We start from the raw sequence: 15,015 nt of genomic DNA on the forward strand, positions 1-15,015 counted from the left end.
CCGCTGGCCGGACTGTTCGGTTGCGTGGCAGTCGAGGGGTCGGGGTCCATTAGGCTGAGCATCGCAATCCTCCGGTGGTGGGCAACGTCGCGCCGGGGGGCCGCGTGGCTACAGCTGGGAGTATTCGTGACCACTACCGACCAAACGCGCGTCGCGGCAGTCGTCATCATGGCGGCCGGGGCCGGCACCAGAATGAAGTCGGCCACCGCGAAGGTGCTGCACCAACTGGCCGGACGGTCGATGCTCAGCTACGCCGTCGACGCCGCCAGTGCGGTTGAACCCGATCACCTGGTGGTGGTCGTCGGCTTTCAGCGCGACCAGGTCGAGGCGCATTTGGCAGAGGTGGCTCCGCAGGTGACCACCGCGGTGCAGGAGCAGCAACTGGGCACCGGCGACGCAGTGCGTTCGGGTCTGGCGGGCTTGGGTGATCTGGTCGGCGACGTGGTGGTGACCAGCGGTGACGTGCCCTTGCTCACCGGCGAGACCCTGCGCGCCCTGGTCGAGGCCCACCGTGGCGAGGGCAACGCGGTCACCGTGCTCACCACCATCGCCCCCGACCCCACCGGCTACGGACGCATCGTGCGCGAGGGCGGCGAGGTCGTCCGCATCGTCGAGCAGCGTGACGCCACCGACGACGAGCGGGTGATCACCGAGATCAACGCCGGCATCTATGTGTTCGACGCCCAGGTGTTGAGTGCCGGCCTGGCCGACCTGTCGAGCGACAACGACCAGGGTGAGCTGTATCTCACCGACGTGGTCGGCTTCGCCCGGGGCCTTGGACGGCGGGTGGGCGCGTCCGTACTCGCCGACTCGGTGCAGGCCGAGGGGGTCAACGACCGCATTCAGCTCGCCGCCCTCAGCGCCGAGCTCAACCGCCGCATTCTGCGCAGGTGGATGGCCGAGGGCGTCACGGTGCTCGATCCGGCCACCACCTGGGTGCACGACTCGGTCGACCTGGCCCCCGACGTCACGCTGCTGCCGGGCACCTCGTTGGAGGGCGCCACCTCGGTGGCCACGGGTGCGGTGATCGGCCCCGACACCACGCTGATCGACGTCGAGGTGGACGAAGGCGCACACATCGTGCGTAGTCATGCCACCTTGGCCGTGATCGGCCCCAACGCAGACGTGGGGCCGTTCGCGTTCATCAGACCCGGCACCAAGCTGGGCGTCAAGGGCAAGATCGGCGCGTTCGTCGAAACCAAGAACGCGGCCATCGGCGACGGCGCCAAGGTGCCGCACCTGACCTACTGCGGCGACGCCACCGTGGGCGAGGGCGCCAACATCGGCGCCGGCACGATCTTCGCCAACTACGACGGAGTCACCAAGTCGCACACCACGGTGGGCAAGGGGTCGTTCATCGGCAGCGACTCGGTGCTGGTCGCCCCCGTCGAGGTGGCCGACGGCGCCTACGTCGCGGCCGGCTCGACGATCACCAGCCCGGTGGGCCCCGGTGAACTTGCGGTGGCGCGGGGCACTCAACGCAACATCGCCGGGTGGGTCGCGAGAAAGCGACCAGGCACCCGAACGGCGGCGGCGGCCGAAGCCGCCTTGGGTGGTTCCCAGACCGGTGCGACCGAAGGCAGCGAGGGCGTCCGATGAGCGGCATCAAGCGACCCACCGAGAAGCACCTGATGCTCTGCACCGGGCGCGCGTTCCCTGAGCTGGCCGAAGAGGTGGCCGAACTCTTGGGCGTCGATCTGGTGCCGACCCGTCAGGTCACCTACGCGAACTCCGAGATCTACGTGCGGTTCGAAGAATCGGTGCGCGGCGCCGACGCGTTCGTGATTCAGAGCCACCCGGCACCGGTCAACGAGTGGCTGATGGAGCAGTTGATCATGATCGACGCGCTCAAGCGGGCCTCGGCCAAGCGCATCACCGTCGTTTCACCGTTCTACCCCTACGGCCGGCAGGACAAGAAGCACGCCGGACGTGAGCCCATTTCGGCGCGGCTGGTGGCCGACCTGTACAAGACCGCCGGCGCCGACCGGCTGATGAGCGTCGACCTGCACGCCGCGCAGATTCAGGGTTTCTTCGACGGTCCGGTCGACCACCTGTTCAGCATTCCGGTGTTGGCCGACTACGTGGCGTCGAAGTACCCCAGCAAGAACATGACCGTGGTGTCACCGGACGCCGGACGGGTCAAGCTGGCCGACAACTGGTCCGATCGGCTGGGCCTGCCGCTGGCCATCATTCACAAGCGTCGCGACCCCAACAAGGCCAATGAGGTGGCGGTCGGCGAGGTCGTCGGTGACGTGCAGGGCCGGGTCTGCCTGCTGGTCGACGACATGATCGACACCGCGGGCACCATCTGCCAGGCGGCGGCGGCGTTGCGCGACCACGGGGCGTCCGCGGTGATCGCGGCGGCGACTCACCCGATTCTGTCGGGGCCGGCCGCGCAGCGACTGAACGCGTCGGCGTTCGAAGAGGTGATCGTCACCAACACGCTGCCGATCAGGGACGACCTGGTGATTCCCAAGCTGACCGTGCTCTCGATCGCACCGCTGCTGGCCAAGGCGATTCAAGAGGTCTTCGTGGACGGCTCGGTGACCTCGCTGTTCGGCGGCGTCGAGTAGGCCGGCCGCCCGGCGGCGGCCCACGTGCCGAGCGCCTGAATCGACTCGCGCAGGGCGAGCCCGCGCTCAGTCAGGGCGTAGGCGCGGGTGTTGTGCCGCAGCGGCAGCCGCGCCAGCACGCCGGCGTCCTCGAGTTCACGCAGTCGGATCGCGAGCATGTTGGTCGGCACGCCCAGGGCGCGCTGCAGGTCGCCGTAGCGCTGCGGCCCGTCGAGCAGCTGCTCCACGATGAGCAGCGCCCACCGGGCTCCTACGACGTCGAGGGCGGCGGCGAGATCGCTCACGGGGTCGGTTCGGCCTCTGGCTTCATCCAGAACGGGGAGTAGTGGTAGCCGTCGGGGTCGTCGAACTGGCGCTGGTACATGAAGGTGTAGTCGTCGGTGTCACCGATCCGGCCGCCTGCCGCGCCCGCGCGCTCGACCAGCTCGTCGACCGACTGCCGGCTGGGCAGGTCGAACGACACCGTGACCTTCGAAGGGGTGTCAGGCCCGCCGATCAGCTGCTCCGAGCCACCGACGCTGGCATACATCTCACGACTGCCGAGCATGACGTACTGTTCGGGCGCGATCGCGAAGCACGAGACGTTGTGATCGGACATCTCGGCGTTGAGGGGCCAGCCCAGGGCGGTGTAGAAGGCCGTCGACCGGTCGACGCTCTCGACCGGGCAGGTGATGAAGAGGCTCATGCCGGGATACTTGCAAAATACAAGTGAGCAGTCAAGGCCCGGCTGATGCCGGATGACTGAGTCGGACGCCCCGTTGTCCCGCCGGTCCCTTCGGGTCGTCCCTGCGGACGCCCGCCCCGTCACCCCGGCGGACTTCCGCCCCGTCATCCCGGCGGATGCCGGGATCTCACGTGCAGGTGCTTGCTGAGCACCGTTCGCAACTGACCGGTGTGGAAGGTCTCGGCGGGGAGATCCCGGCGATCGCCGGGATGACGAGTGAGGTGGAGGCTCCGTCCACACCGGCTGTCCCACCCGGGTCGTCGGGCGTTCGCGGGATGACGAGTGAGGCGGACGCTTCGTCGCACCGTCTGTCCCACCCGGGAGATCCCGGCGTTCGCCGGAATGCCGAGTGAGGTGGACGGCGGTCTCTTCCGCCGCACCCAGCCTTAGGGATGCGCTGATCTTTGTGGTGTGCGGTTCGGTGGCTGGCTTCGGCTGTTGGGACGCGAAATTGTTGGGGTATGGACAGCGAGCAGCCTTCTTTCGCCGATGTCGAGTACGGCAATCGTCGGCGGGTTTCCAAACGTGAGCAGTTCTTGGAGCAGATGGAGGCCACGATCCCGTGGCAGGTGTGGATCGATCTGATCGAGCCGTACTACTACCTGGACCGGCCAGGTAAGACGGGTCGGAAGGCGAAGCCGCTGGCGATGATGCTGCGCATGTATTTGCTGCAGGTCTGGTTCAACCTGTCCGATGAGGGGGTCGAGGACGCGATCTACGACTCGTTCGCGATGCGCCGGTTCCTGGGTGTGGACTTCACGGTGGAGCAGGTGCCCGACGCGACCACACTGCTGCACTTTCGTCACCTGTTGGAGAAGCATCAGCTTGGCCAGAGACTGCTGGCGGCGCAGAACGACCTGTTTGAGCGTGAGGGTTGGATCATGCGGGGCGGCACGATCGTGGACGCCACGATCATTGCGGCACCGTCGTCGACCAAGAACGCCACCGGTGCCAGGGATCCCGAGATGCACCAGACCCGCAAGGGCAATCAGTGGTACTTCGGGATGAAGGCCCACATCGGCACCGATGCCGGCACCGGATATGTGCACTCGGTCACCGCCACCGCGGCGAACGTGTCCGATATCACCGAGGCTGTCCATCTGATGCGGCCCGATGACACTGCCGGGTGGGGCGATGCCGGTTACCTGGGTGTCGACAAACGCGAGGAGATCACCGGCGATCCCCACCTCGCCGGCGTCACCTGGCACATTGCAGCCCGCAAGAGCCAGTTGGCGAGGATGCATCCTCATGAGCGGGCGATCGAGTCCCGCAAGGCCGGGGTGCGGGCCAAGGTCGAGCACGCGTTCCTGATCGTCAAACGAGACTTCGGGTTCACCAAGACCCGCTACCGCGGCCTGGCGAAGAATCTCCATCATCTCCACGTCGCGTTCGCGTTGGCGAACTGGCTGATGCGGGCACGTGCCGTCGCTCTCACCACGGCGGCGGCATAGCGTCAGCCTGCCCGAAACCGCCCCAACAGGCCCCCCGCAGCGAATCGATCAGCCGACAACGCCCACACCCAACCCCTCCAAGAGCACGATCACCGTCACTCACGCCACGAATGGCACGTTGATCAGCGGTTCCTTAGGGGTCGACAGTTCTGATCGACTCGCGGACTCGAAGCGGCATGTGCACCAGCAGGTGTTCGGGTTCGGCGTCGCTGAGCAGCATCTCCATGGCCCGGCGACCCATCTCTTCGTAGGGAATCGCCGCGGTGGTCAGGCCCGGACGCAGGTACGACGCGATCACGTCGTCGTCGAACGAGGCGATCGAGATGTCGTCCGGCACCCGCAGGCCGTGCTCGGCCATCGCCTGGTACACGCCGAACGCCAGCCGGTCGTTGAGGCAGATCAAACCCGTCGGACGCGCCCCGCTCGCGAGAAGTTCCTGCATGGCCTCGTAGCCCACGTGTGGCTCCCACACAAAGCTGTCGTACAGCCAACTGGGCGTCACGCCGTACTCGTTCAAGGCCGCGAAGATGCCGTCGTATCGCAGTTGAATGGTCACCGACTCGCGCGGGTTCGACGCATGCTCGGGCGAGTAGCCGATCACCGCGATGTCGCGGTGGCCGGCCTCGAGCAGCATGGTGGCCATGGCGCGTCCGGCCTCGTACTCGGCGGGCAGCACGCTGGGGTGATCGGCCGGGCTGGTGGAGTTGATCAGCACCACCGGCAACTCGGCCGGAATCTTGGGCACGTCGATCTCTTTGGCACCCATCAGGCCGAACACCACCGCGTCCGGCTGCCGGTCGAGCATCGCCCGCAGCGCCGCTTTGATGCGCCGTGGGTTGCTGCCGGTCTCGGCGATCAGCACGGTGTGCCGGTGCTGCTCGGCCACGTCGAGCAGGCCGCGGATCATCGCCGACGCGTACCGGGTGACAGTCACGTCGTCTGACAAGAAGGCCACGGTCTGGGTCTTGCCGACGCGCAGGCTGCGGGCGGCCGGGTTGGGCCGGTAGTCGAGCTGTTCGGCCGCGGCCCTGATGCGCGCCGCGGCGTCTGCCGAGAGGCGGCTGCCCGGTTTGTCGTTCAGCACCAGGCTGACCGCCGTCGGTGACACCCCGGCGAGGGCCGCGACGTCGGCCAGCGTCGTCCGCTTGGTCATTGCCTGCGCACCCCCTCGGTGGCCGATTCTGCCATGGCTACGGGTGTCATCCCCTCCCAACCATCACTGCGTGAGAAGTACCACATGAAAACCATTTAGCAGGGTTGACCACCGCCCGCTGGGCTGTTACGGTTCCCTCAGCTAAATGGATTTAGCGCCCAAGCCAGGGTTCACAGCAGAACCCTCGATCGTTCCGGAGGAACCTCGTGATCTCACTGAAGAAGCTCGGCGTGGTGGGTATCGCCGCAGCGCTGTCGCTCTCATTCGCCGCCTGCTCCAAGGGCGGTGGTGCCCAAGCCACCAGCAACTCCACGGCCGCCGCCAGCGGCCTCGTCGAGTTGAGCATGTGGACGCACAACGCCGGCAACAAAGAAGAACTGGCGGCCGTCACGTCCGTGGTCAACGACTTCAACGCCAGCCAGACCAAGTACCAGGTGAAGCTGCAGGCGTTTCCGCAAGACAGCTACAACCAGTCGGTGACCGCGGCCGCGGCGGCGAAGAAGCTGCCCTGCATTCTCGACATCGACCAGCCGAACGTGGCCAACTGGGCCTGGGCCGGCTACCTCGCCCCGATCGAGGGCATGGACGACGTGCTGGGCAAGTTCCTGCCGTCGACCGTCGCCAAGTACAACGGCAAGACCTACGCCTACGGCTACTACGACGTCTCGCTCACTTGGGTGACCCGCAAGTCGATTCTGAAGAAGTACGGCATTCGTACGCCAACCATCGACCAGCCGTGGACCGCTGATGAGTTCATGGCCGCGATGAAGAAGGTCAAGGACTCCGGCGACTTCCAGTACCCGGCCGACCTGGCCACGGGCTGGACCGGCGAGTGGTGGCCCTACGGGTTCTCGCCGCTGCTGCAGAGCTTCGGCGGCGACCTGATCAATCGCACCGACTTCAAGTCCGCACAGGGCTCGCTGAACGGCGACGCGGCGATCAAGTGGGCGAACTGGTTCAACCAGATGGGCAAAGACGGCTACATGGCCAAGAAGTCCAGCTCTGACCCGTCGCAGGACTTCATGAACGGCAAGACCGCCTTCTTGTGGAACGGTTCGTGGACGGCCGTCCCGACCCGCAAGAAGTTCGGCGACGACATTCTGTTCGCCCCGCCCGTTGACTTCGGCAACGGTCCGAAGGTTGGCGGCGGCTCGTGGACGTGGGGCATGTCGACCGGTTGTGCCGACGCCGCCGGTGCTGCGGAGTACCTCAAGTTCGCCGCGGCCGACAAGTACGTGGCCAAGGTCGCGCAAGACACCAACAACATTCCGGCCACCGACGCCGCCGCGGCTCTGGTGCCCGGGTTCGAAGAGGGCGGCCAGAACGACATCTTCCGTCAGTACTCGAAGAAGTTCACGGTGCTGCGTCCCGAGACCCCGGGCTACCCGTTCGTCGCGACCACCTTCGAGAAGGCCGCGAAGGACATTCTCAACGGTGCCGACCCCAAGGCCACGCTCGACCAGGCCGTCGCCGACATCGATAGCAACCAGCAGCAGTACAGCTGACCCGTTGGTCGAGCTTGTCGAGACCTCGCACGCAGAGGTCTCGACAGGCTCGGCCGGCCGACACACGCCGGTCTGTTGGTCGAGCTTGTCGAGACCTTGCACTTCGGGGCCTCGACAGGCTCGGCCGGCGACCAACCCGAACCGAAGGGAGTTCGTCGATGTCGACGGCCACCGCCACCGTTGCCGCCAGCGGCCAGGAAGTCGCACTGGGCAAGCGGAAATCCAAGGGCCGGGCACCGTCCGGCCGTGCCAGCGGCACCGCGTGGGCCATGCTCGCGCCCGCCGCGATTCTGATGCTGGTGTTTCTGATCGTGCCGATCGTGCTGACCCTGAGCCTGGCGTTCACCGACGCCCGGCTTATCTCACCCACCCCGGCCAAGTTCACCGGGCTGGCCAACTTCACCCGGCTGTTCGGGTCGAACACGTTTTGGCACTCGTTGCTCAACACGGTGATCTTCGCCGTGGTTATCGTGCCGGTTCAGTCGGGCTGCGCCCTGGGCCTGGCGCTGCTGGTGAACGCCAAAGTGCGCGGCACCAACTTCTTTCGCACCGTCTACTTTCTGCCGGTGGTCACCTCGATGGTCGTGGTGTCGATGCTGTGGATGTTCATGTATCAGCAGAACGGCCTGATCAACGCGCTGCTCGCCAAGGTCGGCATCACGGGCCCCGACTGGCTGAACGACCCGAACACGGCCCTGTTCGCGATCATCTTGATGTCGGCCTGGCAGGCCATGGGCTTTCACATGGTGATCTGGCTGTCCGGATTGCAGACGATTTCGGCCGACCTGTACGAGGCTGCGGCCCTGGACGGGGCGACCGGCTGGCAGCAGTTCGTCCACGTCACCTGGCCCGGGCTCAAGCAGACCCGCACGTTCATTCTGATCACCATCACCATCGCCGCGTTCTCACTGTTCACCCAGATTCAGATCATGACCCAGGGCGGCCCGCTCGATTCGACCTCGACCCTGGTGTTCCTGGCGGTGCGCACCGGCTTTCAGCAGCAACAGACCGGGTACGCCTCGGCCATGTCGCTGGTCTTCTTCGTGCTCGTGCTGGCGGTCTCGCTGGTGCAGCGCTACCTCACCCGTGACAAGGAGCTTCAACGATGAGCGACACCCTCTCGCACGTGGCCGACAGCCACGCCGATGCCACCGTGGCCGTCGCAGGCACGAAAGCCAAGCCGTGGCTGGGGCCGCTGGTGATGCTGCTACGCGTCGTGCTGTGCCTGGTGTTCGGGCTGCCGCTGGTGTTTCTGATCGTGTCGAGCTTCAAACCCGACAACGAGATCTTCGCCGCCCTCGGCACGATCAACGCGTTCCTGCCCGTCGGATCACTGTCGCTCGACAACTACTCCGGCGTCATCGACCGGGTGCCGTTCGCCACCTTCATGATGAACTCGGTGCTGATCTCGGTGGTCACCGTCGCGCTGGGCCTGCTGGTCAACTCGATGGCCGCCTTCGCCCTGTCGCGCATGGAGTTCCGCGGTCAGAAGCTCATTCTCGGGGTGATCCTCGCCACGCTGATCGTGCCCTTCGAGACCATGGCGCTGCCGCTGCTGTGGTGGGTGAATCAACTGCCCTACTTCGACGGCTCGATCGGCTGGCTCGACACCTACGAGGTGCAGATCATTCCGTTCGTGGCCAACGCGTTCTCGATCTACCTCTTCTACCAGTACTTCGACTCGATTCCGAAGGAGCTGGACGAGGCGGCGAAGGTCGATGGGGCCGGCTGGTTTCGTATCTACCGCTCGATCGTGATGCCGCTGTCCGGCCCGGCCATCGCCACCGTCGCGATCCTCACCTTTCTGCCGGCCTGGAACAGCTACCTGTGGCCGCTGATGGTCACCCAATCCGAGGCGATCCGTCCGGTGATGGTGGGCATGGACTACTTCAAGCAGATGACCGGCTCGACCGGCACCGCCTGGGGGCAGATCATGGCGTACGCGTCGATGATCACCGTGCCCGTGCTCGCCCTGTTCATCGCCTTTCAGCGGGCGTTCATCAACTCGATCGCCAGCTCCGGCGTGAAGGGCTGAGGTCATGTTCTCATTGCCCGAGGCATGGGTCTGGGACTTCTGGATCGTCGACGACGGCACCCGCTACCACCTGTTCTTTCTGTACGCCTCGCGCGCCTTGAAGAACCCGGACGCCCGGCACTACCGGGCCTCCGTCGGGCATGCGGTCTCTGACGACCTGACGAACTGGACCCGGGTCACCGACGCACTGGTTCGATCGGACGCGCCGGCGGCCGACGACCTGGCCACCTGGACGGGCTCGATCATCAAGGGCCCGGACGGTCTCTGGTACCTGTTCTACACGGGCGCCACGGCGGCGCCCGGCGGGTCGAACGTGCAGTCGATCTGCTACGCCACTTCGCCCGACCTGTACGAGTGGACGAAGGGCGGCCAGATTCTGTCTGCCGACCCGCAGTGGTACGAGAAGCTCAGCGACGGGCAGTGGCACGACGAGGCGTTCCGCGACCCGTGGGTGTTGGCCGATCCGAACGGTGACGGCTGGCACCTGCTGATCACGGCTCGGGCCAACCACGGACCGGCGGACGACAGGGGCGTGGTGGGGCACGCGACGTCCCCCGACCTGGTTTCCTGGACGCTGCAACCCCCGTTGTCAGAGCCCGGTCAGGGGTATGGGCAACTCGAGGTGTTCGAGACCGTCCGACTCGAGGGTCGGGACTATCTGGTGTTCAACTGCCTGGCCGGCGACCTCTCGGCGGCGCACCGCGCGACGGGTACCACCGGGGGCGTGTGGCTGGCCGCGGCCGCGTCGCCGCTCGGGCCGTACGACCTGGCCGGTGCGCAGCAACTCACCGACGACAGCCAGTACGTGGGCCGCTTCGTCCACGACCGTTCAGGTCAGGCGGTGTTTCTGGCGTTCCGCAACGTCGGCCTCGACGACAGTTTCGTGGGCAGCATCACCGACCCCCAGCGGGTCGTGGTGAACGACGCGCAGGTGGTCATCGAAGGTGCATTGGTCGGCTGATCGGCGCATCGGGGATCGAGCGGGTCGAGGTGGGCGGGTTGAGGACGGTTTCCCCTCTCGCGCCAGGGCGCTTGTCATTCCGGCGGACGCCGGAATCTCAGGACGCAACCACCGACGTACGAAGGCACCAGATCCAGCCTCTATCGACAGAGATCCCGGCGTCCGCCGGGATGACGGTTGAAGCGCCGTCCGGTCGGGACGAGACTGGTGGCGCGAGTTCGGAACCGGCCCCATCTCGCGCCGCCTTCGCGATTTCACACCCGCCCGGCGAACCGGGTAGATTATGGGGGTTGCCTCGGCGAGGGGCCCCGGGCCCGTGATCGACAAGGTGTGCGCGATGCGCGTGCCCTCCCTCGTTCGAGATTCTGAGTTGCAGACGAGGTAGAGGAGTAAAGCCACCCATGGCTGAAGTGAAGATTGCCGCAGTTGCCCGCACCGAGTTCGGTAAGGGTGCTGCCCGTCGTGCGCGCCGCGACGGCCTGGTTCCGGCCGTGCTGTACGGCCACGGATCCGACCCGGTGCACGTGTCGCTGCCCGGCCACGACACCCTGCTGGCCCTGCGCGTCGCGAACGCGCTGCTGTCGGTCAGCATCGACGGCAAGGCCGCCCAGCTGGCCCTGCCCAAGCAGGTGCAGCGCAACCCCGTGAAGGGCACCGTCGAGCACGTCGACCTGGTGATCGTGAAGCGTGGCGAGAAGGTCACCGTCGAGGTGCCGCTGCACGTGATCGGCGCCGACGACAAGGCCGACCGGGTGATCGTGATGGATCAGCAGACCATCACCCTCGAGGTCGAGGCCACCAACATTCCGGCCGCCATCGAGATCGACGTCACCGCCCTCGGCATCGGCGATTCGATCGCCGCCAAAGACCTGAACCTGCCCGAGGGTGCGGTGTTCCCCGGTGAGCCGGACGACCTGATGCTCAGCGTCACCGCCGCCAAGACCCAGGAGCAGATCGACGCCGAGCTCGACGCGGCCGTGGCCGGCGACGAGGGCGAGGCTCCCGCCGAGGCGGAGGCCGAGGCCGCCGCGAGCGAGTAAGCAGCACCCATGGCTGCATGGCTGGTGGTCGGGCTCGGAAATCCGGGCCCGACCTACGCTTTTCATCGGCACAACGTCGGCTTCATGGTGGTCGACGAACTGGCCCGGCGGGCGGGTGCCGGCTTCACGGCGCCGCGCGGCATGCGGGCCGACATCTGCGAGACCCGGCTCACCGCGCTCGGCATGGGCGGCATCGGCGCGGACGCCCAGCGCATCGTGCTGGTCAAGCCGCGCACGTTCATGAACGACTCGGGCGCCGCGGTGGCGAAGGCCTGCGCGTACTTCGGGGTCAAGCCGGCCGAGGTGGTCGTGGTGCACGACGAACTAGACCTCGATTTCGGACGATTGCGGCTCAAGCTCGGCGGGGGAGACAACGGCCACAACGGGCTCAAGTCGATTCGCTCGGCGCTCGGCACCGGCGACTTCCACCGCGTGCGCTTCGGCATCGGCCGTCCGCCCGGCCGGCAGGCGCCGTCCGACTTCGTGCTGACCAACTTTCCCGCTTCGGCGCGCGAAGAGCTCGCACTCGAGATCGACCGCAGCGCGGACGCCGTTGAGGCGCTCATTCTGCGCGGCCTCGAAGCCGCCCAGAACACGTTCAACTCCTGATCGAATCTTCGCGCCGAGCCCGTCGAGAGCGGGCCGAATCGACCCGCCGGGTGCCCACCCTGAGCGCATGACGCTGCCGAACGAACCCCAACCGGCCGAGCGCGACCAGACTGCCGAATCGAGCGGGTGGACGCCCGTGCCGGGCTCGGCGCCGATGGTTCCGGCTGCAGGGTCACTGCATGACTCGGCGCCGTTCGGAACGCCGCCGCCGTTGCCGAACGCGGCACCATCGGCGACCGGGCCGCGCATCGTCGGTGGCGTGCTGCTCGCCCTCGGCGCCCTGGCCGTCTGGTGGGGCGGCCCGGCGCTGGGCGCTTTCGAGTCGCCGACCCTCGATGTGTTCCGGTTCAATCCGCTGCGGCTGATGGCGGGTTTCTTCGGGCCCTTCGCGGTCGTCGTGGGCTTGGGCGCCCTGGGCGGCGGCCTGTCGCGCAAGGGTCAACCGGCTCGTCCGGACGCCCTCACCTGGGTGAGCGTGGCGCTGATGATTGTGCTGGGGCTCGGGTTGTTGGTGTGGGGCCTGCCCGGCATCGGCGACCTGATCGGCACCTTCTCGCACGTGTCGTACGACATGCCCCGGGTGCGCATGTCGCGCATTCTCGCGGTGATGCTGGGCCTGTTCGCGACGCTCGTGGGCGTTTCCGCGCTACGGCGGTTCGTTCGAGGCGGCTGACCCGCTGGTCGGGCTTGTCGAGACTCCGAATGCCGGGATCTCCGGTGCGGTGCGCGGGTGGCGAGATCCCGGATCAAGTCCGGGATGACGGTGGTGTGTGTCCGGATGACGGAGGTCAGCTCGTTTCGGCACGCTCAACCGGCAACGGCGGTGTCAGGCGTCGCGAGTCAGCGTGCACACCACCGAGTAGGTGCCGTCCTTCCAGCCGTCGAAGACCGTCACCTTGGTGATGCGCTTCACCTCGGCGGGCTCGCCCGGTTGCATGCCGTTGAGCGGCCAACTGGTCACACCATGCGCGACCGGAATGCCGTCCGGGTCTTCGATGGTCACCTCCAAGCCCTGGCACAACCCCACCGATGTGAGGTCCAGCCGCGCGCCACGACCGCGTTGCGAATCGCGTCGGTGAAGCCCGGCCAGTCCTCGCCGGTGTCTGCGTCGTCCCAGGTGACGTGGGTGAGGTGGGTGCCGTCGATGGAGAGGTCCAGCTCGGGCTCGTCGGCGCCCGGCCAGTCCTTGCCCGTCTCGTCGTCGACGTGCACCTGCATGCCCTTGTCGAGGCGCAGGTAGCAGACCGGCGTGTTCCAGCGGATCACCTGACGGATCTGGCTCGGGTCGTCACGCTTCACGGTGACGTAGAACTCGTCGTCATCGGTGGCGTCGAAGCTGAAACTCAGCTCGCCGCTGCCGTACCAGTCCGCGAGGGCGGTGAGCGCCCGGTCGTACTGGGTCATGCGGGCCGCGTCGGCCTGCCCCTGGGTCAACACGATCGACTCGCTGCGGGTGGTGCCCATCAAGGTGGCGCGCGGCTTGACCCGCAGCCACACCTGGTCGTCGGCACCGAGGTACTCGTTGAGCGGAAAGGGTAGGTCGAGGTCGAAGTGCGGCGGCAGGGCCAGCGCCGTCTGCGGGGTGTCGCCGCGGTGCTCGAACACCATGAAGGGCCGGTGACGCACCGGGTCGCCCGACGCCGACCGCACGCAGATCAGCATCGGCTGACGGTGCACGAAGGTGCCGCCGTCCGGATCGAGCTGGCCGCGAAACTCCTGCACGGCCACCTGTACCGACGCCGGCACCTCGCCCGCCTTCAGCGTGCTGAACAGCTCCAGCGGGTGCGACAGGTCCGTGGCGGCGAACACCTGGTAGGTCAGGTCGGTCGCGGCGAAGAAGCTGAACGTGCCCGGGCGGGGCAGCCAGAGCCAGAACCGTCCGTCGTCGGCCGGAATCGTCACGTCGACGTGCCAGGCCAGCGAACCCACCGGCTGGCCCGCCACCGGGGCGCCGGCCATGGGCGAGAGCTCGTCCAGGTTCACCGCGCGGCAGGGCTGGCAGCGGTCGGCCTCGAATTGAATGAGCGCCTCGAGCGCGTAGTGGTCTGAGACGGTGCGATGACCCAGTCGCATCTGGTGGGCGACGATCGCTTCGCCGTCGCGGCGTTTCAGGCAACACACGTAGTCGAGCCGCTGTTCGCCCTGGGTGGCCCGGTCGCGATGCGATAGGCCGGGGTCGAGGTTCTCCTGTACCCCAGGGGGCCTCTGCTGAATCCAGCTGTCGGCGAAGCGTTGGCCGAACTCGCCGGCGCCGGTGAACGTTTCGTACCACTCGTCGGACGCGGACCCCGCGTCACCGCGAATGTTGAGGTCGCCCGCCACCACGACGTTGCGCCACTGGTCGCGGTCGTCGCCGACCCCCCGGTCGATCAGTTTGAGCAGCTCCTCGAGCTGCCGGGCCCGGACGTCGCGGTACTGGTCGTCGCTGTCGTAGGCGGCCTGCAGATGGGTGAACACCAGGGTGGTCACCTCGGCCGGCAGCCCCACCTGCACCAGCACGGCGGCCTTGGACGCCCACGAGTCGTCACCGCCGTCGTCGGAGTAGAACTGCGCCCTGTGGGTCGAACCGTCGGGCAGGGTGTGAAACGGCAGGCTCGAGAACACCATCAGCCCGGCGTCCTCTTCGAGGTCGGCTTCGTAGACGGCCTCGACGATGTTGGGCCAGGTGGGCTTCAACTGGTCGAGGAAGATGCCGCGGGCGTCTTCGTTGAACGCCTCGTTGAGGGCGATCACTTGGGGTCGTTCGTCGGGCGCGATCGCCAGCAGGTCGGCGCAGATCGCCGTGGCCCGGTCGATCGCGTCGTCGTCGGTGCCCGGAAACAGGCCGACCAGGGCACCGGGAATCGAGATCGATCCGTCGAGCACGCCCGCGATCAGGGGCAGGCACTGCACGTTGAAGGTCATCAGGCGTAGGGCGTCCATGCCCGCCAAGAGCAGAAGTGGCCCAGGCAGATACGCCACGGG

Annotated in this window: 15 protein-coding genes; 10 read left to right on the forward strand and 5 right to left on the reverse strand. The window is 67.1% G+C overall.

Going from position 1 to position 15,015, the window contains the following annotated elements:
• Positions 1-126 precede the first annotated feature (126 nt).
• Together glmU and MPLG2_RS17835 are read left to right on the forward strand one after the other, a co-directional pair.
• Positions 127-1,599 carry a bifunctional UDP-N-acetylglucosamine diphosphorylase/glucosamine-1-phosphate N-acetyltransferase GlmU gene (gene glmU, locus MPLG2_RS17830; RefSeq protein WP_105187311.1) on the forward strand — a complete coding sequence of 491 codons (1,473 nt, stop codon included), beginning with the start codon at positions 127-129 and terminating at the stop codon, positions 1,597-1,599.
• Between the two features lie 32 nt (positions 1,600-1,631).
• A complete protein-coding gene (locus MPLG2_RS17835) occupies positions 1,632-2,573 on the forward strand; it encodes a ribose-phosphate diphosphokinase (RefSeq protein WP_231936029.1) in 942 nt (313 codons plus the stop codon).
• Here MPLG2_RS17835 and MPLG2_RS17840 read toward each other — a convergent pair.
• Positions 2,519-2,857: a winged helix-turn-helix transcriptional regulator gene (locus MPLG2_RS17840; RefSeq protein WP_105187313.1), complete on the reverse strand. Its 339-nt coding sequence runs from the start codon at positions 2,855-2,857 to the stop codon at positions 2,519-2,521. The genes MPLG2_RS17835 and MPLG2_RS17840 overlap by 55 nt on opposite strands.
• Positions 2,854-3,258, reverse strand: coding sequence for a VOC family protein (locus MPLG2_RS17845; RefSeq protein ID WP_105187314.1), 405 nt, complete (start codon positions 3,256-3,258; stop codon positions 2,854-2,856). The genes MPLG2_RS17840 and MPLG2_RS17845 overlap by 4 nt, the downstream gene beginning before the upstream one ends.
• A gap of 500 nt (positions 3,259-3,758) precedes the next feature.
• On the opposite strand from MPLG2_RS17845, the gene MPLG2_RS17850 reads away from it, so the two are divergent.
• Positions 3,759-4,748 carry an IS5 family transposase gene (locus MPLG2_RS17850; RefSeq protein WP_105187315.1) on the forward strand — a complete coding sequence of 330 codons (990 nt, stop codon included), beginning with the start codon at positions 3,759-3,761 and terminating at the stop codon, positions 4,746-4,748.
• Between the two features lie 133 nt (positions 4,749-4,881).
• On the opposite strand, the gene MPLG2_RS17855 is transcribed toward MPLG2_RS17850, so the two are convergent.
• Entirely contained in the window at positions 4,882-5,901 is a 1,020-nt protein-coding gene (locus tag MPLG2_RS17855; protein ID WP_105187316.1) for a LacI family DNA-binding transcriptional regulator, read from the reverse strand.
• 206 nt (positions 5,902-6,107) lie between these two features.
• Between MPLG2_RS17855 and MPLG2_RS17860 the strand changes: the two genes are divergently transcribed.
• From MPLG2_RS17860 to MPLG2_RS17890, 7 genes are all read left to right on the forward strand, one after another.
• Complete coding sequence (locus MPLG2_RS17860; RefSeq protein WP_105187317.1) at positions 6,108-7,406, forward strand: ABC transporter substrate-binding protein; 1,299 nt, start codon at positions 6,108-6,110, stop codon at positions 7,404-7,406.
• 158 nt (positions 7,407-7,564) lie between these two features.
• Complete coding sequence (locus MPLG2_RS17865; RefSeq protein ID WP_105187318.1) at positions 7,565-8,515, forward strand: carbohydrate ABC transporter permease; 951 nt, start codon at positions 7,565-7,567, stop codon at positions 8,513-8,515.
• Positions 8,512-9,441, forward strand: coding sequence for a carbohydrate ABC transporter permease (locus tag MPLG2_RS17870; RefSeq protein ID WP_105187319.1), 930 nt, complete (start codon positions 8,512-8,514; stop codon positions 9,439-9,441). The genes MPLG2_RS17865 and MPLG2_RS17870 overlap by 4 nt, the downstream gene beginning before the upstream one ends.
• A gap of 4 nt (positions 9,442-9,445) precedes the next feature.
• Entirely contained in the window at positions 9,446-10,402 is a 957-nt protein-coding gene (locus MPLG2_RS17875) for a family 43 glycosylhydrolase (RefSeq protein WP_105187320.1), read from the forward strand.
• A gap of 401 nt (positions 10,403-10,803) precedes the next feature.
• Positions 10,804-11,442 carry a 50S ribosomal protein L25/general stress protein Ctc gene (locus MPLG2_RS17880; protein WP_105187321.1) on the forward strand — a complete coding sequence of 213 codons (639 nt, stop codon included), beginning with the start codon at positions 10,804-10,806 and terminating at the stop codon, positions 11,440-11,442.
• A gap of 9 nt (positions 11,443-11,451) precedes the next feature.
• The gene (pth, locus tag MPLG2_RS17885) at positions 11,452-12,051 is read left to right on the forward strand and encodes an aminoacyl-tRNA hydrolase (protein WP_105187322.1); all 600 of its coding nucleotides are present in this window, start codon (positions 11,452-11,454) and stop codon (positions 12,049-12,051) included.
• Positions 12,052-12,118: 67 nt separating this feature from the next.
• Positions 12,119-12,724 (forward strand): hypothetical protein, encoded by a 606-nt coding sequence (locus MPLG2_RS17890; RefSeq protein WP_105187323.1) that lies wholly within the window; start codon positions 12,119-12,121, stop codon positions 12,722-12,724.
• A gap of 153 nt (positions 12,725-12,877) precedes the next feature.
• Here the strand turns inward: MPLG2_RS17890 and MPLG2_RS18720 are convergent, their stop codons facing one another.
• Both MPLG2_RS18720 and MPLG2_RS17895 read right to left on the reverse strand, forming a co-directional pair.
• Complete coding sequence (locus tag MPLG2_RS18720; RefSeq protein WP_158681324.1) at positions 12,878-13,054, reverse strand: hypothetical protein; 177 nt, start codon at positions 13,052-13,054, stop codon at positions 12,878-12,880.
• A complete protein-coding gene (locus MPLG2_RS17895) occupies positions 13,051-14,973 on the reverse strand; it encodes an exonuclease/endonuclease/phosphatase family protein (protein WP_158681325.1) in 1,923 nt (640 codons plus the stop codon). Before MPLG2_RS17895 ends, MPLG2_RS18720 begins: the two co-directional genes overlap by 4 nt.
• Positions 14,974-15,015: the final 42 nt, after the last annotated feature.

The sequence above is a fragment of the Micropruina glycogenica genome, assembly GCF_900289045.1.
In the GTDB taxonomy this organism is placed as follows: Bacteria; Actinomycetota; Actinomycetes; order Propionibacteriales; family Propionibacteriaceae; genus Micropruina; species Micropruina glycogenica.

What these genes read in the sequence shown, in the direction of transcription:
- MPLG2_RS17870 (WP_105187319.1), top strand. Translation starts at nt 8,512, where the DNA reads ATGAGCGACACCCTCTCGCACGTGGCCGACAGCCACGCCGATGCCACC.
- MPLG2_RS17855 (WP_105187316.1), bottom strand. Translation starts at nt 5,901, where the DNA reads ATGACCAAGCGGACGACGCTGGCCGACGTCGCGGCCCTCGCCGGGGTG.
- MPLG2_RS17865 (WP_105187318.1), top strand. Translation starts at nt 7,565, where the DNA reads ATGTCGACGGCCACCGCCACCGTTGCCGCCAGCGGCCAGGAAGTCGCA.
- MPLG2_RS17850 (WP_105187315.1), top strand. Translation starts at nt 3,759, where the DNA reads ATGGACAGCGAGCAGCCTTCTTTCGCCGATGTCGAGTACGGCAATCGT.
- MPLG2_RS17875 (WP_105187320.1), top strand. Translation starts at nt 9,446, where the DNA reads ATGTTCTCATTGCCCGAGGCATGGGTCTGGGACTTCTGGATCGTCGAC.
- MPLG2_RS17880 (WP_105187321.1), top strand. Translation starts at nt 10,804, where the DNA reads ATGGCTGAAGTGAAGATTGCCGCAGTTGCCCGCACCGAGTTCGGTAAG.
- MPLG2_RS17845 (WP_105187314.1), bottom strand. Translation starts at nt 3,258, where the DNA reads ATGAGCCTCTTCATCACCTGCCCGGTCGAGAGCGTCGACCGGTCGACG.
- MPLG2_RS17895 (WP_158681325.1), bottom strand. Translation starts at nt 14,973, where the DNA reads ATGGACGCCCTACGCCTGATGACCTTCAACGTGCAGTGCCTGCCCCTG.
- MPLG2_RS17890 (WP_105187323.1), top strand. Translation starts at nt 12,119, where the DNA reads ATGACGCTGCCGAACGAACCCCAACCGGCCGAGCGCGACCAGACTGCC.
- pth (WP_105187322.1), top strand. Translation starts at nt 11,452, where the DNA reads ATGGCTGCATGGCTGGTGGTCGGGCTCGGAAATCCGGGCCCGACCTAC.
- MPLG2_RS17835 (WP_231936029.1), top strand. Translation starts at nt 1,632, where the DNA reads ATGCTCTGCACCGGGCGCGCGTTCCCTGAGCTGGCCGAAGAGGTGGCC.